At 47.0% G+C, this 20,660-nt stretch carries 23 protein-coding genes; 22 read left to right on the forward strand and 1 reads right to left on the reverse strand.

The annotated features are described in order from the left end of the window. The first annotated feature begins 1 nt into the window (after position 1). The 20 genes from AC2JF6_RS03750 (at position 2) to AC2JF6_RS03845 (ending at position 15,142) form a co-directional block, all read left to right on the forward strand. Positions 2-364, forward strand: coding sequence for a head-tail connector protein (locus AC2JF6_RS03750; protein WP_500729439.1), 363 nt, complete (start codon positions 2-4; stop codon positions 362-364). Continuing rightward, complete coding sequence (locus tag AC2JF6_RS03755; RefSeq protein WP_500729519.1) at positions 360-725, forward strand: hypothetical protein; 366 nt, start codon at positions 360-362, stop codon at positions 723-725. Before AC2JF6_RS03750 ends, AC2JF6_RS03755 begins: the two co-directional genes overlap by 5 nt. Then, the gene (locus AC2JF6_RS03760; protein WP_500729440.1) at positions 722-1,165 is read left to right on the forward strand and encodes an HK97 gp10 family phage protein; all 444 of its coding nucleotides are present in this window, start codon (positions 722-724) and stop codon (positions 1,163-1,165) included. The genes AC2JF6_RS03755 and AC2JF6_RS03760 overlap by 4 nt, the downstream gene beginning before the upstream one ends. Beyond that, positions 1,162-1,566 (forward strand): phage tail terminator family protein, encoded by a 405-nt coding sequence (locus AC2JF6_RS03765; protein ID WP_500729441.1) that lies wholly within the window; start codon positions 1,162-1,164, stop codon positions 1,564-1,566. The genes AC2JF6_RS03760 and AC2JF6_RS03765 overlap by 4 nt, the downstream gene beginning before the upstream one ends. Then, a complete protein-coding gene (locus AC2JF6_RS03770) occupies positions 1,563-2,957 on the forward strand; it encodes a phage tail sheath family protein (protein WP_500729442.1) in 1,395 nt (464 codons plus the stop codon). The genes AC2JF6_RS03765 and AC2JF6_RS03770 overlap by 4 nt, the downstream gene beginning before the upstream one ends. Before the next feature lie 17 nt (positions 2,958-2,974). Beyond that, positions 2,975-3,463, forward strand: coding sequence for a phage tail tube protein (locus AC2JF6_RS03775; protein WP_483562390.1), 489 nt, complete (start codon positions 2,975-2,977; stop codon positions 3,461-3,463). 13 nt (positions 3,464-3,476) lie between these two features. Then, positions 3,477-3,893, forward strand: a complete 417-nt coding sequence (locus tag AC2JF6_RS03780; RefSeq protein WP_500729443.1) for a phage tail assembly chaperone — start codon at positions 3,477-3,479, stop codon at positions 3,891-3,893. A gap of 206 nt (positions 3,894-4,099) precedes the next feature. Further along, a complete protein-coding gene (locus AC2JF6_RS03785) occupies positions 4,100-7,207 on the forward strand; it encodes a tape measure protein (protein ID WP_500729444.1) in 3,108 nt (1,035 codons plus the stop codon). Between the two features lie 12 nt (positions 7,208-7,219). Then, positions 7,220-7,912 (forward strand): hypothetical protein, encoded by a 693-nt coding sequence (locus tag AC2JF6_RS03790; protein ID WP_500729445.1) that lies wholly within the window; start codon positions 7,220-7,222, stop codon positions 7,910-7,912. Then, positions 7,909-8,964 carry an XkdQ/YqbQ family protein gene (locus AC2JF6_RS03795; RefSeq protein WP_500729446.1) on the forward strand — a complete coding sequence of 352 codons (1,056 nt, stop codon included), beginning with the start codon at positions 7,909-7,911 and terminating at the stop codon, positions 8,962-8,964. Before AC2JF6_RS03790 ends, AC2JF6_RS03795 begins: the two co-directional genes overlap by 4 nt. Then, entirely contained in the window at positions 8,946-9,332 is a 387-nt protein-coding gene (locus AC2JF6_RS03800; RefSeq protein WP_500729447.1) for a DUF2577 domain-containing protein, read from the forward strand. The genes AC2JF6_RS03795 and AC2JF6_RS03800 overlap by 19 nt, the downstream gene beginning before the upstream one ends. Next, positions 9,325-9,789 (forward strand): DUF2634 domain-containing protein, encoded by a 465-nt coding sequence (locus AC2JF6_RS03805; RefSeq protein ID WP_500729448.1) that lies wholly within the window; start codon positions 9,325-9,327, stop codon positions 9,787-9,789. The genes AC2JF6_RS03800 and AC2JF6_RS03805 overlap by 8 nt, the downstream gene beginning before the upstream one ends. Beyond that, entirely contained in the window at positions 9,776-10,924 is a 1,149-nt protein-coding gene (locus AC2JF6_RS03810; protein ID WP_500729449.1) for a baseplate J/gp47 family protein, read from the forward strand. The genes AC2JF6_RS03805 and AC2JF6_RS03810 overlap by 14 nt, the downstream gene beginning before the upstream one ends. Further along, positions 10,917-11,582 carry a putative phage tail protein gene (locus AC2JF6_RS03815; protein ID WP_500729450.1) on the forward strand — a complete coding sequence of 222 codons (666 nt, stop codon included), beginning with the start codon at positions 10,917-10,919 and terminating at the stop codon, positions 11,580-11,582. The genes AC2JF6_RS03810 and AC2JF6_RS03815 overlap by 8 nt, the downstream gene beginning before the upstream one ends. Before the next feature lie 5 nt (positions 11,583-11,587). Then, positions 11,588-12,484: a hypothetical protein gene (locus AC2JF6_RS03820; RefSeq protein WP_500729451.1), complete on the forward strand. Its 897-nt coding sequence runs from the start codon at positions 11,588-11,590 to the stop codon at positions 12,482-12,484. Positions 12,485-12,501: 17 nt separating this feature from the next. Then, positions 12,502-12,891: a hypothetical protein gene (locus tag AC2JF6_RS03825; RefSeq protein ID WP_500729452.1), complete on the forward strand. Its 390-nt coding sequence runs from the start codon at positions 12,502-12,504 to the stop codon at positions 12,889-12,891. Between the two features lie 5 nt (positions 12,892-12,896). Further along, positions 12,897-13,301 (forward strand): hypothetical protein, encoded by a 405-nt coding sequence (locus AC2JF6_RS03830; RefSeq protein ID WP_500729453.1) that lies wholly within the window; start codon positions 12,897-12,899, stop codon positions 13,299-13,301. Between the two features lie 12 nt (positions 13,302-13,313). Further along, positions 13,314-13,571, forward strand: a complete 258-nt coding sequence (locus AC2JF6_RS03835; RefSeq protein WP_500729454.1) for a hypothetical protein — start codon at positions 13,314-13,316, stop codon at positions 13,569-13,571. Positions 13,572-13,614: 43 nt separating this feature from the next. Continuing rightward, positions 13,615-14,052, forward strand: a complete 438-nt coding sequence (locus AC2JF6_RS03840) for a phage holin, LLH family (RefSeq protein ID WP_500729455.1) — start codon at positions 13,615-13,617, stop codon at positions 14,050-14,052. Beyond that, positions 14,030-15,142, forward strand: a complete 1,113-nt coding sequence (locus tag AC2JF6_RS03845; protein ID WP_500729457.1) for a GH25 family lysozyme — start codon at positions 14,030-14,032, stop codon at positions 15,140-15,142. The genes AC2JF6_RS03840 and AC2JF6_RS03845 overlap by 23 nt, the downstream gene beginning before the upstream one ends. Positions 15,143-16,174: 1,032 nt before the next feature. On the opposite strand, the gene AC2JF6_RS03850 is transcribed toward AC2JF6_RS03845, so the two are convergent. Then, positions 16,175-17,050: a LysR family transcriptional regulator gene (locus AC2JF6_RS03850; RefSeq protein WP_500729458.1), complete on the reverse strand. Its 876-nt coding sequence runs from the start codon at positions 17,048-17,050 to the stop codon at positions 16,175-16,177. Between the two features lie 147 nt (positions 17,051-17,197). On the opposite strand from AC2JF6_RS03850, the gene glpK reads away from it, so the two are divergent. Both glpK and AC2JF6_RS03860 read left to right on the forward strand, forming a co-directional pair. Next, a complete protein-coding gene (gene glpK / locus AC2JF6_RS03855; protein ID WP_500729459.1) occupies positions 17,198-18,709 on the forward strand; it encodes a glycerol kinase GlpK in 1,512 nt (503 codons plus the stop codon). Positions 18,710-18,737: 28 nt separating this feature from the next. Beyond that, positions 18,738-20,480 (forward strand): FAD-dependent oxidoreductase, encoded by a 1,743-nt coding sequence (locus tag AC2JF6_RS03860; RefSeq protein ID WP_500729460.1) that lies wholly within the window; start codon positions 18,738-18,740, stop codon positions 20,478-20,480. Positions 20,481-20,660: the final 180 nt, after the last annotated feature.

Here is a 20,660-nt window from a genome sequence, read left to right on the forward strand (position 1 = left end):
AATGAATGACGAACGCAAGAAAGAGATTAAGGATAAGGTCACCCAATTGCTGGGTGATGAAGTCGATGACGTTGTAGTTGACTTCAACTTGGATAGGGTAATCCAAGCGGTGTCCAATTACACTAACGTGCCGGTCAAGGAGTTGCCGGTTGAGATTGACACCACCATCGTGGCGATGTGTATCCGGCAGGTTCAGACTCACGATTGGCTTAAGGGTGATGCGGTCAACTCAATCAGTGAAGGCGACGTGTCGGTTAGCTACGGTTCACCAGTTGACCTATACGCTAAAGTGCAGCAATTGAACCCGGTAACAGACAACTTCATAAACGAGTTGAACCACTTCAGGAGGCTGCCTGATGATTGATGTCTTTAACAAGCTAACAGTGGCAGCACCTCAGCTGTGGAATGACAAGGTAACCATTTACGGCACCAAGAAGGTGACTAATGCCCACCACATCGTCAACAATGAGCCCGTAGAGCTTATCAGAGACGAACCGGCTAAGGTTATCCTCAAAGGGTTAAAAGCTAGTGAGCAGTCCTTTTTTGGGACTGACGAATACGATGCCAAGCTATTGATTCGTACTGGGATTGATATTCCAGCCGGGGCCAAGATTGTGGTGACCGATGTCAATGGCAAGACAGTCACATACAAGCGGGCCAGCAAGGGCTATTCTGGCTATGTGAGCCATCAAGAAGTAGCTATGGTGAGGGATGAGAAAGCATGACAGCATTTGGCGACTTTGACGACAAGGAACTGCAAGAATTTGCGGACCACGTCCACGAGACCATCGCTGGTGGTGTGCTCAAGCAGGAGCTGACCAAGAGCACTAAGCAGTTGGGCCAGCAGTACAAGCGCAATGCCCAAGAGCTGACACCGGTTGCGACGGGTGACCTGCGCAGGAGTTGGCAGCTTAAGGGGCCGTTCTTTTCAGGTTCAAATATTTCGATTGAGCTCAGAAACAACAAGGAATATGCATCCTTCGTTGAATACGGTCACCGGCAGACGCCGGGCAGATATGTGCCGGCAATTGGCAAGCGGCTCAAGGCCAGCTGGGTGCCAGGGCAGCATTTCTTGGAGAAGGCGACAAGTGCAACCAGTAACCAAGTGCCGGAGCTGCTCACTCCGGTTATCTGGGACATCATGAGGAGGTTGATGAACGAGTGACGATTATCGAACGGATAGCGGATGAACTAGCCAGGATTTTTCCGGATGCCATCATCTACACCGAAAATCAAACAGGCGGTTTTGAAGAACCGTCTTTTTTTATCGAAAAAATCGGGACTGATGTGGCCAGTCAGATGTTCGACCGGCAAGCACGAAGCTACAAGTATCAAGTGATTTACTTTCCTGACCCGGAGCATCCCAAGACTGACATGGAGCGGGTGGAGGACTATCTGCTCAGTGGCCTCTTGGAGCTGAAGGACTATGCGCTCTTGCGTAATAAGGAAATAACCCAGCAGGAGGACAGCACTCTGGTCTATCAGTTCGAGGTCTGGGGCCGCTTTTACCCCGAAAAAGACGAGATTAAATTACAAAACGAAGAAGTGAAAGGAAGTTTCAAATGACAGTTTGGAAAACACAAAATAAACGCCGGCCAGGTGCCTATATCAATGTGATTGGCAAGGGCAACGGGCGGCTCAACACCGAGATTGGGCGAACACTGTTGCCAATCAACACACAGCTTGACTGGGGCGTTAAAGGAATTATCAAGCTAGACAGTGAGTCCAACTTCGAGGCCAAGCTGGGCCACGACATCAATGCCCCAGAACTGCAAACCCTGCATGAGGTACTCAAGGGTGCCAATACGGTGCTGCTTTTAAATAACAACGATGGCCAGGCGGCGACTAATGCTGACCCAGCCTTACCCTGGACCTTTAACGCCCAATATCCGGGCACGTTGGGCAACAGGTTACATGTAAGCGTCAAGAAGGAAGACGACAAGGTGACTGTATCAACGCTGTTTGGCACCAAGATGGTGGACCAGCAGATTATCAGCGTCACCAAGCCTGGTAACCTCTTTGACAACGACTACATCAAGGTCAAGCTCAACGGCGAATTGGCACCGCAGCCTAGCGGCCAAAGCGATGACAGTAAAGGTCAGCAACCCAATGTGTCCGGTTCAAAGCTGGAACAGCTGAAAAATGATATTACCGTCAACCTGACGGGTGGAACCACGGTACCAAGTCCGATGACCGACCTCTTTGGAGATGCTTTAGAGAACGAGGACTACGATGTGGCCACCACGGCCGGCTTTGAGCTCGATGACCCAATCCACCAGATTTTGATTAACGAAATCAAGCACTTGCGTGAAGACATCGGCGTCAAGGTACGCGGAGTGATCCCGGCAATCAAGGACAAGGTCAACTATGAGGGAATCTCAACCGTGGCCAACGGCGTAGTCTTAGGAGACGGTACAGAATTGCCAGCAACAGTAGCAGCAGGCTTCTTTGCCGGTATGTCAAGCTCAGCTGATGCGGCCAAGTCACTGACCTACGTGGAGTACCCGGATGCAATTAGCGCATTTCCGAAATTCAGCAATGACCGCACAATCGAAGCCCTGGAGAAGGGTCAAATTGTCTTTACGACCAAGCGCAACGAGACCGTGCTGATTGAACAGGATATCAACTCTTTGACCAAGGTCACCGAGGAGAAGCCAGTCTTCTTCAGCAAGAACCGCGTTGTGCGGACGATGGACACCATTGTTACCAACACGGAAGAGACTTTCAATACCATGTTCATCGGTAAGGTCACTAACAACGCTACCGGTAGGGATCTTTTTAAGGCTAACCGAGTAAGTTACCTGCAGGGACTCATGGATGCAAATGTGATTGACAACTTTAAGTCGGACGATATCACGGTGGAGCCAGGTATTGACCGGGACTCAATTGTGGTCAACCTGGCCGTGACACCGCTGGACTCGATGGAAAAACTCTACATGACGATGGTCGTGCAATAAATTTAGGAGGAATTTAAATGGCAGACGAAACAGTAAGCACAGTAGGTAGCTTTTTAAATGGCCGTGACACCATCTCTACCAAGGATGCTAAGGTATATGTCACGATTAACGGGAAAGTTATCCCGCTGATTGAATGCAAGAAATTTAGCGCCAAGCTGGAGAAAAATAAGGAAGACGTACAGACGCTCGGTAGCCGCTGGAAGCACAAGAAGGTCACGTCCGTGGAAGGGACCGGTACCCTGGGCGGCTACCTGATTTCATCCAACTGGACTAAGTATGCTCTGCCCTACATCGACGGCGGCAAGGACCTCTACTTTGAGATTACGATGACAATCAATGATCCAACAAGCCGGGCTGGAACGCAGACCTTACATTTCGGCGAGGTCAACCTGGACGATGTACCGTTTGCAGACTTTGAAGCTGACGACGGCGTGATGGACTGGGAATCAGACTTTACCTTCGAGCAAGTTAACCTGGTTACACCTTTTACTGGTTTTGATTTATAAAGGAGAAAAATAAATGGCTTATAACGTGGATGATTTTTTAGCAGAAAACGTCAAAAAGGAAACAGAAACTCAGGAGGTCAAAATCAAGGGCTTTAAATCTCCTATTGTCATTAAGGCCTTGTCAGCAAATGAATTTAATGAGATTCAAAAGCAAGCGACAACGAGTTACCTCAACAAGAAGACCCACCAGCGGGTCCAAGAAACCGACCAAAACAAGGTCGTGGACCTGATGATGGCAGCGGCTGTAGTTCAACCTGACCTAAACAATGAAAAGCTGCAGAAATCCTGGGGCTGTATTGCAGATCCAGCAGGCGTTCTCAAGAAGATGCTTAACGCCGGTCAATACACTGACCTAGGCCAAGCAATTCAAGAGCTGTCGGGCTTTGATATTGACAACATTGATAACTACGTTAAGCAAGCAAAAAACTAATAAGTGAGTCCTATGGCGACTTCAGTCTGTACTACTACGTTCTGAATGAATACCATTGGACTCCCCACCAGTACGCCAAGTTATCGCTTAAGGAAAAGGCATTGGTGATGGCGGCGATTGAGATTAGGCGTAAAGAAGAGGAGAAGCAGGAGCGTGAGGCTAAGCGTAAGGCGCGTTCAAAGCATATTTAGTAAGGAGGATAAGTAATGGCAACAATTAGCAGCACGCTCAAAATCAATGATGCCTTCAGCAACACGCTCAATAAGTTCAACGCTGGTGTGCAGCGCAGCGTAGGCCTGGGCAACCGGTTGAAGAATGCAATGAATGGCGGTAGCAACAGCATGCTCTCGCTCAGAAATGGTGCCAGTTCTGCTGGGGTCGGCTTAAAGCAAATTATTGCTGGTTCGGCCTTTGGCGGCATGATTAGCTCTGCAGCTAGTGCGGCTACCGCTGGAATTCGGTCGATGGTGGGCGAACTGAACGAAGCGAGCGTATCATGGCAGACGTTTGACGGCAACATGCATCAACTGGGTCGGTCACCGGCGCAGATTGCAGCTGCTAAGGGTGAAATGCAAAAGTTTGCCCAGGACACGATTTACTCAGCCTCTGATATGTCGTCAACCTACAGTCAGCTAGCAGCAGTTGGTGTTAAAAACACCACCAAGCTGGTTAAAGGGTTCGGCGGCTTAGCTGCAGCAGCGACTGATCCTAAGCAGGCGATGAAGACTCTTAGTCAACAAGCGACACAAATGGCAGCTAAACCAACGGTGCAGTGGCAGGATTTCAAGCTGATGCTGGAACAGACGCCCGCTGGTATGGCAGCCGTGGCAAAGTCGATGCACATGTCGACTCAAGACCTAGTCAAAAATGTTCAGGCCGGTACGGTCAAGACGCAGGAATTCCTTAGTGCGGTCGCCAAAACTGGTACTAACGCTAACTTTACCAAGATGGCCACACAATACAAGACGGTTGGCCAAGCAATGGACGGTTTGAAAGAAACCTTGGCAAATGGCCTGCAACCGCAATTTCAGAAGCTTAGCAAAATTGGGATTAGCGCGATTGAGGGCATAACCGATAGTCTGGGAAACCTAAACTGGAATGCCTTTGGCGATGGCATTATCAATGCCATCAACTACGTCAAGCCGATAATTGACAAGTTCAAGCTAGGCTTGATGGATGTCTTTGATGGCTTCAAGAGCTCAGGCGCAGGTAGCGAAATTGGCAAGATGTTTCAAACAATTGCTGATGCGGCTAGCAACCTGACCGATACCATGAGTACCGGAACGGGTGGCACTAGCTTCTTCACCATGATTGGGTCAATCTCAGGCAAATCAATTGCGGGATTGGCCAAGGCAATAAGTGCGATTGCAACGGTCATCGGCAAACTAAGTCCTGGCAGCCTTAAGGCGCTGGGCGCAGCCTTCTTAATCCTGAAAACAGGAACGAAAGGTCTGGTTTTCACTGCCGTTGTTGCGGGGCTTAACAAACTGAGTGAGCTAAAACCGGGAACCTTGAACAACCTTGCAGAAGCAATAAAAAATCTAGCTATTGCATTTGCTGTGCTCAAAGTGATTGGCACAATTGGCAAGGGATTATCAAGTGTCTTTGGCTTTTTCAAAAAATTAAAAAGCATGAAAACGCCTAAAGTACCAACGCCTGAAGTACCTAAGACAGGTGGTATTCTTCAAAGTGCAGGAGCATTTATGAAACTCGGTGCAGCCTTAATGGCAGTAGGTGTTGCAGTCGTGCTAGTTGCTAGTGGCTTCTGGATACTAGCCCAGGCCGTAACATCACTAGCAAGCGGTGGCGGCACTGCCATTGCCGTATTCTTTGGAATGATTGTGGCAATTGGTGCTCTAGCAGTTGTTGTTAAGCTATTAGGACCAGCCTTTATTAGTGGCGCAGCGGGGTTTTTAATTTTTGGCGCAGCGCTATTGGTAATTGGTGCTGCCATCTTTATTGCCACCGCTGGGTTGGCACTGCTAGGGATGCAATTGCCCAATATAGCAAATTATGGGGCTCAAGCAGCGCTGAATATTCTCTTGCTTGCTGGAGCCATCGCGGTGTTTGGCATTGCGGCAATCGTGGGTGCCGTCGGAGTAATTGGTCTGGCACTCGCAATTGTGGTTTTAGGCGTTGCAATGATAGTTGGCGCCGTTGGTGCCGCACTGTTGGGTGCAGGACTAATGATCTTGGGTATCTTTGCAATTGTAGCAGCCATCGGGGTAATGCTGCTGAGTGTGGGAGTGGCCTTACTAGCTGCCTTCTCATTGGTGGCCGCCGTCGGTCTGATTTTAATGGGTGTTGGAATTGCCTTGGTTGCGGTAGTTGCAATGATTGCGGCTGTTGGAATGCTGCTCTTTTCAGTTGCCCTAGCGGTGGCCACGCCACTTATTTTGGTGGCCGCCGTTGGTGTTTTACTTCTAGGTGTAGCAGCCATTATCTTAGGTGCTGGCCTAATGGTGGTTGGCGCTGCTTTGATGATGGTTGCTGCCGGTATGGTAGCAGCAGGTGCAGCTGCAATGATGATGGTGGCCATGTTCATTATGGCAGGCACAATGCTAGTTGCTGCAATCACGGGTGCTATGCAGAATGTGGTTAGTGCGGTACGTAACGGTGTGCAGAACGCGGTTAATGCAGCCAAAAGTTTTGGCAGCGCATTGGTAAGCGTTGGTAAAGACCTGATTCAAGGCCTTATAAACGGTATCACGTCAATGATCGGTTCAGCTGTTAGTGCTGTCAGCAACGTTGCCGGCAAAGTAGTCGGTGCAGCTAAGAGTTTCTTCCACATCGGCTCACCGTCAAAGCTGTTCAACCAGTATGGTCGCTGGCTAGACCAGGGCCTGGCGATTGGCCTGAACCATGACGCAGATGTTGCTGCTAACGCTTCAGCAAGTATGGCTGCAGGTGTAGTTGCTGCTGCATCAGATATGACGCCAACGCTTAATCCACTAGCAATCAGTAAATCTAATGCTGGTGACATGCTAGCTAACGGGTTTAATCGGGCTTACGACGCGATTAATCAAGTTGGTGGCGCATTAAGCAGCCTTAACGGTGCCAGTGCAGGTATTGGCATTGATGAGACTGACCAAATTGACACTTCATACAGCGGTGATGATAACAATCCTAATAGTCTGATTGGCGCCAAGTTTGGCGGCTTCGGTAGCAAGTCAGACGACCACAGTGCCACCGTAACCATTGAGAACGGGGCAATCCAGATCAATAGCTCTGGGGATGCTGAATACGATGCTGAAATGCTAGTAGAAAAAATTGAAAACTATTTGCTTGCAAAAAGAGACAAGTCTTTAAGTTAGAGGGTGATATGAATGGATGGCTTCGGCGTTTTTTTGACAAACTATAAAAACAACAAGACGATCCAGTTGCCGGTCAACCCGGCTGAGTTGAAGCTCAAGTACGAGGGCGATGACAAGAGTCAGACCGTCGTTAACTTAGGTGAAGTCAACCAGCTGGGTGAACTGAAACTGGTTGAGACTACGATTGAAAGTACCCTTCCGGCTGCTGAGACAACCTACCTGGCAGTCGATGACCTGAAGGAGCCAGACTACTACATTGACTTCATCAAGAAAATCCAGAAGGCCAAGGGCCACCTGCAGCTGGTTGTGGCTAATACTAAAATTAGCCTGCCAATGACAGTATCAAGCTTTGAGTATGGCTTTGAGGGTGGCTACGACGAGGAGTACAAGTACACGCTGACGCTCAAGCAGTACCGTAAGTTTTCCGCCAAGAAGATGGGTAAAAAGTCCAAAAAGAAGAAAAAGTGCAAGCCCAAGAAGGGCAAGAGTCGGATCTCGCCACCCAAGAAGTTTGGTGTTGGGTCTAGCGTAATTGTCAACGGACGACTGCACATGGATGCCACTGGTCGGGGACCGGGTGCGTACGAGAAGCACGCCAAGCGGCAAGTGATTAACATAGCGACCGGCAGCAAGTATCCGATTTGCGTGGGCATCAACGGTGTGGCCCGCGGCTGGGTGAAGAAAAGCGATGTGAAGAAAGCATGACAGCAACAACGTTTAAGCTCAAGCGGCGCAGCAACATGTACCGCAATTCTAAGTCTAACCCCGCTGGTACAACCTATGACCTGCGCGAGGTAGTTGCTAATATCAAGTGGACTACGGACCTGAATTTTTCGGCCGGCGAATTGACCTTTGACCTGATTCAAGGGCCGCACCCGATAATCCCCTACACGGGCGATATCATCACCTTTAGGTGGGATCACCACAAGATTTTCTACGGCTATGTTTTTAAGTATGAGGTCAAGGAAGACAACACGGTCAGCGTGACGTGCTACGACAAGCTGCGTTATCTGAAGAATCAGGATGCAATCGTGTGGAAGGCCGGCACCGTGGCGGACCGCTTCAACAACGTCTGCAAGCGTGCAGGCTTGAAACACAAGGTGGTCAAGCCACCAAGTCACAAGGTGGCAGCGGAGGTGTGCGATGGCAAGACTTACTTCGAAATGATTAAGAGTGCCGTCACTAAGACACTGACAGCTACCCAGCACATGTACTACGTGTACGCCAACTACGACGTGGTGGAATTGCGACGGGCACCCTACAAGAAGTTGAAAATCATCATAGGCAGCAAGTCGGCGATGACCGGCTTTTCTTATGCGGTGGACATCAACAGCACGGCCAACGTAGTGAAGGTAGTCCAGAAGGACACCAAGAAGTCGCAGGCTAAGTCGGCCACAGCCAAGCAGGATGATCCTAAGCGGACGTCGTTCAAATCAACGAGTGCCCAGGGTAAGTCCACCAAACAGTGGGGCAAGCTGCAAGTCACGGTCAACAAGAAAAACAAGGCTAACCACGCCCAGATGGTCCAGCAAGCCAAGGACGAGCTGCGCAAGAAGAATAAGGCCAACAAGGAACTTACGCTTGATTGCATAGGGCACGTGGACTTGGTTGCTGGCAATGCAGCCACGGTCGAGATTACAGACATCAATAAGACTTTGAAGAATTGCCCAATCCTGAAGGTCGAACACAATTTTGGCACGGCTTACACGTGTCACTTGACGATGAAAGTAGGTGCAGCATGGCTGGCGAACGCTTAACAGAATGGATTTCAGGCCGTGGCGGCAGTGATAGCGAATATACCGACGTGATCTTTGGACTGGTGACATCGGTTAAGCCGCTCAAGGTGCAGCTATCCAACAGCATGGTAATTGATGATAGCTTCCTTGTGTTAGGCAAGCATATCGGTAAGTTCAAGCTGCCGGGCAAGGCCACCATTGAGGTTAAATCGCACGGCGACCAAATTGGCAACGTGTCGGGCAACAGGCCCACGGTGAGCGAGAAGATTACCTTCAAGGAGATGGAGTTCGATAACAGCCTCAAAAAGGGCGATAAGGTGACCATGATCCGCATGGACGGTGGGCAGCAATTTTATCTATTTGAAAGAAAGGGGGAAGACGATGGATGAGGATGACATTATCGTCACAGAGGATGATGATGGCGAAGCGGAACTGGAAGACCAAGATATCGACACCGATGGCGATGACGATGAAAGTTTGGACGATGAGCCAACACTGACCTTTAAGGTCGAAAATGGCCGCATCAGGTCCAAAATTGATGAGCAGGTGGCGATGATTCAGGCCGTCGATAAAATCCTGCAGACCGGGCGCCTGGTCTATCCCATTTACTCCGACCAGTACGGTAACGACCTGAACGACTTAATTGGCAAGGACATGGCTTATGCCAGAGTTGAGGTTGAGCGGATGCTCAAAGAGGCACTGCTGGCCGATGACCGGGTGACTGACGTGCGGGTTGACGAGATTAAACAAGTCGATAAGGACAAGCTGGCCGTTAAAGGAGCGTGCACAACGGTCTATGGCCAGATAGCAGTAGAAAGTGAGGTGAACCTCGATGAATCCAGATGAGTATGCAGCAGAATATACGAGTCGCGACTTCCAATACTGGCTAGATAAGATGCTGGACGAGGTACCAGACGATATTGACCAGCGTGAAGGCTCAATTGTTTATGACGCACTAGCGCCGGCCGCAATGGTTATGGCCCAGCAGTCGCTAACGATGGCCACAATTGTCCGGCAGTCCTACATCAAGACGGCTCAGGGTGAGTTTTTGGACTACCGGGCAACGGAGCACGGCACGGAGCGCTATGCGGCCACGCACACGGAGGTCAGGGCCAAGTTCCTGGACTCAGACGGTAAACCGATTGATAACGTGAGAATAGGCGATAAATTTGCCAGTATCGGCGAAACGCCTATTTTTTATACCGTGCAAAAGATCAATGATGACTTGACGGGCGAACTAACCGCTGACGAAGTAGGTACAGGCGCCAATTCATACATCGACCAGATTCTGCCGGTAACCTCCAACGATGCCTTATCGTGGGCCGAGATCATTGAGATTGTGGCCCCGGCCAGGGATGCCGAGACAGACGATCACCTGCGCCAGCGGCTACTGAGAGCCGATGACTGGGTAGCTTATGGCGGCAACTTGACTGACTACTTGAGCATGATCAGCAAGATTAGCGAAGTCGGTGCGGCCCAGGTCTATCCCATCTGGAATGGTCCGGGTACCGTGAAGTTAGTAATTGTTGACAACGATTTGATGCCAGCAAGTCCCACCTTGATTAAGAAGGTCAAGGATACGATTGATCCGGTGGACCGGGAGGCTGAAGGCTATGGTCTAGCCCCAATCGACCATCAGGTAACTGTTGTAGCCCCGACGTCGCTAACGGTTGATGTGACTACCAAAGTAATAATTGACAGTAGCCAGAACGTAGCTACTGTGAAGGCTAAGATCGAAGATTCGATAAATGAATACTTTAAGTTATTGCGGCATAGCTGGAACATGGTCGACCCGCAAACGGGACGAGGCTACTCACAAACGATTTATCGGTCAAAAGTCCTGTCTCAAATCATGCTGACGGAAGGAGTCATCAACGCAACGATTCCTTTACTTAATGGCCAGGATGAAGACATCAAGCTGGTCTACAACAATCAGACGTCGCAGCTACCAATCTTGGGTGAGGTAGTAATCAATGATTAAACTGATGGACTATCTACCAGACTACTACAACGGCGTCTACGAGATGGAAGTAATCATGCGGGCCCAAGGCGGCGTGCTGGATGAGCTGGCGGCCAAGCAGGTACGAACACTGCTTAATGAATTCGTTACTCAAACGGATGCACGCGGTATTGCGGTCTTTGAAGACCAGATCGGCGTCAAGCCCGAATCCGGTGACGATTTGCGGACCAGGCAGAATCGGGTGCTAATGCACCTGTTGCCGCCGCGGCCAATCACTATCAGGTATCTGCGCGAATTGTTCCGGACACTGCAGCTGCCGATAACGATCAACGTCGACTACCCTAAGCGCGAAGCCATCGTAGAGGCAAAAAGAAGCGATATTAACGACCGGCAGATTGGCAGCCTTAAGTACATTTTGAACGTCTATTTGCCAGCCAACATGGCCTACCAGGTTGTGATTGCGCTGCAAGATGCGAAAGTGACCAACGACCTAAAAGTTGGGATTGGTATGTGGACCGGAGCACAGGCAATAGCGCTAGCTAACCGGGACTATATCATAATGCTGACGCAAAGCGGCACCAGAATAGTACGAAACGTCAAGCTTGGCATCGGTACTTGGGCCAAGGCTATTACTGTAGTCGCAGCCAATTTGGCGCAGTTTGAAAATGAAGGAGTGTGATAAAAATGTCAAAATATAACAAGACGGTTTTAACCGAGCAAGGACTTGAACTTGCGGCTAAGGCCGCCAAAGGCCGGGCTAAGTTTACGATTTCAAAAGCAGCTGCTTCAGATGAAAAGCTGACAGGCATAGGCATTGATGAGCTTGAGAAATTAACCCAGCTACCTGGTATCGTGCAGTATGGTCAAATTAAAGACGTAGCAAATTCGACGCAGGATAAAGACGTAGTTATTGGGGTAAGTCTTCTATTTGATAACCAAAGTCTGGACCAGAGCCACGATTTAAACACAATTGGGCTGTATGCCAAGGAAGAGGGCAGCGATGAGGAAATACTCTATGCGTTGACTACAGCAGTCGAGCCTGAAACACTGCCTGACTATCAAGATGAGGTCTTGTTCAAGTTCAACATCACCATGTTCGTGGTGGTGGGACGCGCTGACAACGTGACCGTGAAGGTGGTCGAAGATGGCGTTGTTACTGAGGACAAGCTTAAAGAGATAATTAAGACTCTACCATCCAAGAAGGACTTGACAGACCTGTCGGACAGTTTGGACTCTAAAATTAGCACGGTACAAACTGACTTAAATGAATTTAAGACCAGCACCAATCAGGCACTGAAGGATAAGGCAAATGCCGCCGACGTCTACACCAAAGCAGAGGTCGACAAGAAGCTGACAGACGTCGACGATGCAATCAAGACTGTTGACGGGATCAAGCCAGACAAAGATGGCAACGTCCAGACGGACCACTACACCAAGGCTGAGGTCGACAAAAAAGTTACGGACCTCAACTCTGCTGTTGAGGCTGAAGAGCATCGTGAGTGGACGCACCACGCGGATACTTATGAGCTCGGTGTAGCTTACTCGAAGGCACACCCAGATGTACTGGTGTCAACTCCATAAAAAGGAAGGAGAAATAAATGTTAGTTAATGGCGAAAAAGTGAACAATCTTATTTTGGGTGGAGAGACCTTCATTTCAAAGCGAGCGTTTCCGGCGTATTATGATTTCCCTAACATGAAACATACAATAGAATACTATCCAACATATGATATTAGCAGTTGTGATAAAAATACAGGCGTAAAGTTTGAGCAAAGTCATATCGCTCAAATTGCAAGTCTTGATTTAAGTGCTAATCATACTTTAGTATACGCGCAGATTCTGAGCGCTGGTGATAAGTATCTTTTACTAAAGTCTTTAGATGGTAGCGTTACTACAGGAGTGACTGGTTCTAATGTCTGGGTAAGAGGGCTACCATTGTGGTTTAAGCTATCAGAGCTAGGCGGCGAGATGATCCCCGTAAACGTTTGATGACTATGTTGCACCAACTGAAGAGTAAAATTTGTTGGATACGGAGAAATCTTGATGCTAATTTTGAGCAAGCACTCGCAGGAATAAGTTTAATTGCAATTGCTGCATCCCTATGGCTTGATCGTACCTACTTCTTTTGGCCACCTGGAATGGTCAAGATAATGAATGATCAGCGACTGGATGTGGTAATTTTTGTTTTAAGCTTTGGCTTGTTAATTAGTGCGATGCTAGATAATCCAAGCAAATTTTGGCAGAAGTTTTTTATACTAAGCTGTAACGCAGTTGTCTGCATGCTTGCGGCTACGCAACTGTGGCACGCAATTTTTGCAGGCCAACTCAGGATGGCTCACAGTGTTATTGGGGATTTGATTATTTTTATTTTGATCTTCAGATCTGCATATAAAAGTTAGAGAGGTGGTCACTTGCATGACTTAGTTAGCAATATACAAGTGATTGCTGCAGCGCTGGGAACTTTGGCCACGGCTTGGGCAGTCTTCCACAAGTCCAATCGTGAAGACTATACCAAGATAATCGATGAGGTTAGCAGCGAGAAGGACGAATACAAAAGCGAGCGTGATAAGTACAAGAGTGAGTTAGATGAGTACAAGGACAAATACTACGCTGAACATGAGCAGCGCTTAAAGCTAGAACAAGAAAATGAAAGACTAAAAGGACACTAGGCAGACAAGCTAGTGTTCTTTTTGTATGGAGGAAATTTTAAAAATGAATCAAATTGTAGGTTATTTTAATATCGCATGGCCGTACATTGTACTAGCGGCGGTCGGCATCGTAGCAATCTATTCATACGCCAAGCAACACAACCCAGCTTTTGCTGAGAAAATGCAGTGGCTATACAACGTAGCACAATACATTGTTACTCAGCAGGCAACGCATGACAATAAATCTGGCAGCGACAAGAAAAAAGATGCTACGGCAGCATTGCTTGAACAGGCCAAGAAGGCCAAGGCTAAGATTACGCCTGAAACAGCAAAAGGCATGATCGAAAAAGCTTATCTTGATACACAGAAAAACGATGTTGATTCCGATATTTCAGATATTCAAGGCATAGTTGATGATGAAGAGCTAATTGAAAATCCTAGAGCTAACACACCAGTTGAAAATGTAGAGGTGGATAGCGATGACACAGACACTCAAGAGTAGAAGTTACTTAACTGACGTATCAATGTTTCAAGGCAATAATGTTGCCTATCCATACTCTAAAGCAACAATTATCAAGCTTTGCCAGTACAACTATCCGAGTTATAACTATGCTCGCGCTAAGGCCCAAATTGCGTCTAGTAAAGCTCACGGTTTACTGACTATGGGTTATTTCTATGCAACATTTTCAAATAATGCTGCCAGAGCCAAAATAGAAGCTGAATTTGCTTGCAAAAAGGCCAAAGAGCTAGGATTGCCTGATGGTACTTACTTAGCTGTTGACTGGGAAAGTGGTAGCGGCAATGTGATAACTTGTGGTGTATTAAGTAGCACAACGGCTATTTTAGCGGCAATGGCTGTGATTAAGGGTCACGGTTATATACCATTGCTCTATTCTGGAGCTTCGGCTATGCGCAACAATATGAATATTAGGAGCATAATTAGGGCTTATGGCAATTGTCTGTGGGTAGCCAGCTATCCAACAATGGCAGCTGTTAACACCGCTAACATGGCATACTTTCCATCAATTGAAGGTGTGGCAATTTGGCAATTCACACCCAACTACCGGGGACTAAATGTTGACGGCAATATTAGTGTTTTGCCACTAAAAAATGGGGCAGGTAGTACAGGAGGAGCAAAGAAGGAAGATGATGACATGAATGTACATCCCGTTGCCAAATGGGACATTGAACGTGTCTTTGTGGTAACTAATAAAAAAGGCTGCGGTTTATATAACAGTCCTGATTTAAAGCATAAGATTAAAACCTTAGCAAAAAGTAGCATTTATAAAGTGTTTGATGAAAAGGGCGGAGCAATTGAGGTTGGCAAGAATCAATGGGTTGACGGTCGCGCTGGTTTTACCAAGTCAAATCCGATTGCGACACACGATAATATTAGCGGTCGTGTTAAGATTGTTTTGCCAAACACCCACGCATTATATAGTCCGACAGCTAACAGCAAGAAAGCTTACAAGCTAACAACTAATGCAATCTACCGCATAGTAGGGCGAAGAGGTAGATTCTTAGAGCTAAAGGACAAGTACAAGGGCAAGACTGTCTATGTAACAGGCAATCGAGCTTATGTATTATTTTAATTAACAAAATAAAGCCACTCTGGGGATTGATCTCTAGGTGGCTTATTTTATTTGAAAAAATATCAATAATTTTTCAAAAATTGTTGATAGTCTACTTATATATGTAAAGAGATGAAAAAACGAAAAAAGAAAAAGCTAATCTCGAATTCCACTTCAAAATAAATCTCGAATTAATAGCTTTTAAATTCATCTATAAAAGATGAGCCAACTATAGTTCAGCCCTTCTCTATTGTGTATAAATCAAGTATAATACTAATAGAGGTAAATATCAATGAATAACAAAGTATATAATCTTAAAAAGCAACTGAAGAAGATTTGGATACGATGCAAGAATACTTTGAGCAACGTAGAATTGAATTAAAAGGATAAATAAGGTATCCAAAAAGGTATCCAACCTCAACCTTGAATAACTTTAATAATCTATTAAATGCCCAAAAATTAGTGTTTTTGTTTAAAAAACATCACTAATTATTATAATTCTCTCCCCTCATCTCCATATATATGGCATAAAAAGCCTGTAAGATCAACTCTTACAGGCTTTTTTAATGCTTTCGCACGGCAAATGTTCGCCGACTAGTTAAATTTCGTCAAGTATTTTGACGATTTGGTTATCTGATTTTTGCTTTAATTCATCCAACATGTAAGCGTAAGTATTAGCTGTTATGCTCATATTTACGTGGCCCATGACTGCCTGAACGTCTTTAATGCTTTGACTCTTATTGAGAGTGGCGGAGGCGTGGCAAAAGCCGTGGACGGTTAATTCGCGCAGACCTTGCTTGTAAATGTTTTTTTGTCACCGATTGGATTTTAAAATTGTGACGTGCTTTGTTGCCAGGCCCCCTGAAAGGCAAGAGGTCATTGTTTTTGACAATTCCGCACTATTTCACTGGGAACAAAGAATGTCGCACAAAATTTCTCACGCGGAAAACAAACTTATTAGTTTGCAATTTTCCTGATTTCCTGTTTGATTCCGTCTTCAACTTATAACTAAATGTTATTAAAATTTAAAACATTTTCGTAATACTTATATAACTAATTTGATAGTCCTTTATCTAAAATATGGGCGATGGCCGGATTTTTGTAGATGGCCACAACGTCATATTTTAATGATGGCAATTCAGGCATGTAGACCAGGTGATCCGCATATATCTGGGGAATCGGCAATTCGCGGGGGTAAATTGCCATTCCCTGCCCCAATACAACATTTGCAAGTGCCGCATCAAAACTGTCCCGGTAGCTGACCTTTCGATAGTCAATTTTCATATTTTGCAAAACGCTTCTGATTTTTGTTTGAACGTCATTGCTATCGGTCGCAGACCATTTTTGCAAAAACAGGGGTTGCTGGGCAAGCGCGCACTTATTAACCCGGCCGTCTTCTTCAAGCATATCCGGATTGAGCAGGATGCCAAAATTTGCGGTATCGATTTTCTTTTTATGGATACTTTTGATTTTGCTGACGGCAGTTGAAAAGCCGATTAAGACATCATAATCGTCCACGTCGAGCTTGGGGATGCTATCGGAAAACTTTTCGGTGTCCAAATGCAGGTGCAGGTCCGGATTTGCTTCTTTTAAGCAGTGTGCAAACTTGATCGTCCAGTACCCGAATCCCCGCAGGTAGCGGATGCGCAAGATGCGGTGCGCGTTATCTAACTGGCCCACCTTTTGACTAAATTCATAATATTGCTTCATCAAAGGCACCGCATAATGGTAAAGGTTGATGCCGGCGACTGTTACCCTAAAGTGAGAAGTAGACCGTTCAATCAACTGAACGTTTAACTCCTTTTCCAAATTTTTGATGGCGTTGCTGATCGCCGTTTGGGAAACAAAATTTCTCTTGGCCGCTGGGGTGAAGCCTTGCGTTTCGACTACATCCATAAAGTATTTGAATGTTAGCAGGTTATATTTCATATTAGTTTGTCCTTTGCTTATAACTTTACCTAATAAGTTATTACCATTATATGTTAGCGCTTAACTGAAAGCGAGCGTAAAATCAGGTGTGTAAGAAATATTGCGGTTACTTTAAATCTAAATCAAAACCAAAAAGGAGAAATAGAAATGCTTGAAAAGTATATTTTAGCGATTGATGAGGGTACAACTAGTACGCGTGCAATCATTCTCGACCACTCTGGGAAGAAAGTAATTGATTCGCGTAAGGAGTTCAACCAATATTTTCCTAAGCCAGGTTGGGTAGAACATGATGCCAATGAAATTTGGAATTCAGTTCTGTCGACCATTGCCAATTCGTTTATTAATTCGGGCATTAAGCCGGAGCAAATTTCTGCAATCGGAATCACTAACCAGCGTGAGACAACGGTTATTTGGGATAAAAACACGGGCCTGCCGATTTACCACGCGATTGTGTGGCAGTCGCGTCAGACTTCAGACTTAGCTGATAAGCTGATTGCGGACGGGCACCAGCAGCTAATCCACGAGAGAACGGGCCTGATTCCCGATGCATACTTTTCTGCAACTAAGATTAGGTGGATTCTAGATCACGTGCCTGGTTCGCAAGAACGCGCTGAAAAAGGTGAGTTGTTGTTTGGAACAATTGATTCATGGCTGGTGTGGAAACTTACTGGTGGTAAGGTTCACGTGACTGATTATTCCAATGCCAGCCGGACCATGCTCTTCAACATTACCAAGCTGGACTGGGACAATGATATTCTCAAACTTTTGAACATTCCGCGGCAAATGCTGCCTGAGGTTAAATCGAACTCGGAAGTCTACGGTAAGACCGCTGAATACCACTTCTACGGCAGCCAGGTTCCGATTGCTGGCATGGCCGGTGACCAGCAGGCCGCACTCTTTGGGCAATTGGCTTTTGAACCGGGGATGATTAAGAATACCTATGGCACGGGTGCCTTTACCGTGATGAACACGGGAAAAAATCCGAAGTTCTCGGCTAACAACTTGTTGACGACAATTGCTTATGGCATTAACGGAAAAGTCAACTATGCCCTTGAGGGCAGTATTTACGTGGCTGGGTCCGCAATTCAGTGGTTGCGCGACCAGTTAAAGCTGATTGATGATGCACCGCAGTCGGAAGAAGCAGCCAAGCGGTCTAAGGATAGCAACGAGGTCTTTGTGGTTCCGGCCTTTACCGGTTTAGGCGCACCGTACTGGGACTCAAACGTGCGTGGTGCAGTCTTCGGACTGTCCCGTGGTACTTCCAGCGACGACTTTACTAAGTCGACGCTGCAGTCGCTTGCTTACCAGAGTCGCGACGTAATTGATACCATGTACAAGGATACCAATATCAAAATTCCGAAGCTCAAGGTTGACGGTGGGGCTGCTAACAATGACTACCTGATGCAGTTCCAGGCCGATATTCTTGGCATTGACATTGAACGGGCAGAAAACCTCGAGACCACGGCGATGGGTGCAGCCTTTTTAGCAGGTCTAGCAACGGGCTTTTGGAAGAATGTTGATGAGATTAAGAAGATTCAAAAGGTGGGCAAGACCTTCAAGCCAAAGATGAGCGCCAAGGAGCGTGACCACTTGTATGAAGGGTGGAAGTCTGCGGTTAAGGCAGCCCAAAGCTTTGCATACAAGCCTTATCAAAAGTAAATTGTGTATTATAGAAAGAGTGTAAACAATGGCATTCTCAATTAAAAGCCGTAAAGATGAAATAAAGCGCTTGAAAAATGAAAAATTAGATGTGCTCGTTATTGGGGGTGGCATTACCGGGGCGGGAATTGCCCTGCAGGCCAGTGTTGCCAATATGAAGACGGGGTTAATCGACATGCAGGACTTCGGTGGTGGAACTTCATCCCGGTCGACGCGACTGGTTCACGGCGGCATTCGCTACCTGAAGACTTTTGATGTTCAGGTGGTTTCGGATACCGTCAAGGAACGTGCGGTTATCCAGCACATTGCGCCGCACATGACACAGCCGGATCCGATGATTTTGCCCATTTATGACGAGCCGGGAACGACATTCACGATGTTTTCGGTTAAGGTTGCCATGGATCTCTACGACCACTTAGCTGGTATCGAGGGCGATTCGCCGCTGATGAAGTATGCCAACTACACCATTGATAGGGACAAGGTCCTAAAGTGGGAGCCACAGTTAAATCCGCATAACCTGAAGGGGGCCGGGGTTTATCTTGATTACCAGAATAATGACTCGCGTCTGGTTTTGGAAAATATCAAGAAGGCCCATGACTTTGGCTGCCTTACCGTTAGCCGCCTGAAGAGCATTAAGATTTTGCACGACGACAATAAACAAGTTAACGGCGTGCGCGTTCACGATAACTTGACTGGTGAAGAGTTTGACATCCACGCCAATCTTGTTACCAATGCTTCTGGTCCGTGGTCTGACATCGTCCGTGAAGAAGATGACACGATCTACAAAAAGCCGCGTTTGCGTCCGACTAAGGGGGTTCATCTGGTTGTTGACCAGTCTCGCTTAAAGGTCCCGCAGCCGACCTATTTTGGCTCAGGTACCGCCGATGGCCGGATGATCTTTACCATTCCGCGCGAGGGCAAGACGTACTTTGGAACGACTGATACCGATTTTACGGGTGATTATGCACACCCAACAGTTGAGCAGTCCGACGTAGACTACCTCTTGAACATCATTAATAAAAAATATCCGAGTGCTCACCTCACGATTAATGATATTGAAGCCAGCTGGGCCGGGGTTCGTCCGTTGATCGAGCTGGAGATTGAAGATAACACGGCCGCGGATGCGACTTCAGGCGCCAGCGTATCGGACAGTACCTCGGCTCCTTCAGCCGTATCGCGTGGCAGCTCGCTGACCAAAGCCGATGACGGCCTGATTACGCTAGCGGGTGGCAAACTGACCGATTACCGGATTATGGCCAACGGAGCGATGGCTATGATTAAGCAGGACCTGCATGATAAATTTGGCAAGGACTTTACACTTAGGGATTCAGCCAAGATAAAGGTTGCTGGTGGTGACTTTGATTCTGACAACGCCGAGGAAGAACTGGCAAATATTGCTAAGCGCGGCGTTGATGCTGGCTTAAGTGCGGATGACGCTAAGGAAATTGCCAACTTGTTCGGCTCAGAAGCAGATCAGATTTATGATAATGCAAGAAAGATTAACCCGGCCAATGGTTTAAGCCTGGGCGAAACCGCAGCATTAGACTACTCGTTAGCTGAAGAAATGGCTCTAACTCCGGTTGATTACCTGCTGCGCCGGACCTACCACGTCTTGTTTAAGAGTGATACCCTGGACCGGGTTAAGACTGGCGTTATCAAGCACATGGCGGATTACTACGGCTGGGATAAGGCCCAGACTGAAGAATACGAACGTGATTTAGAAAACGAGATTGCGGAATCACGTCTGGATAAATTGAAGAAGCAACAGTAATTGTAGAAGTAAGTAGTAAACTATCTCCCCCTAAAAGCCTGCCGGATATCCGGCAGGCTTTTTAATGGGGAAATTTATAGAGCACAAAGCAGCTGAAATTGCAACCAAAACAATATTATGATTATTCAAAGTCAGTTGGCAAAAAATCGTTTTAATTTTTGCCGGCAAAAGTTTAAACTT

This window comes from Lactobacillus sp. XV13L, from assembly GCF_059900875.1.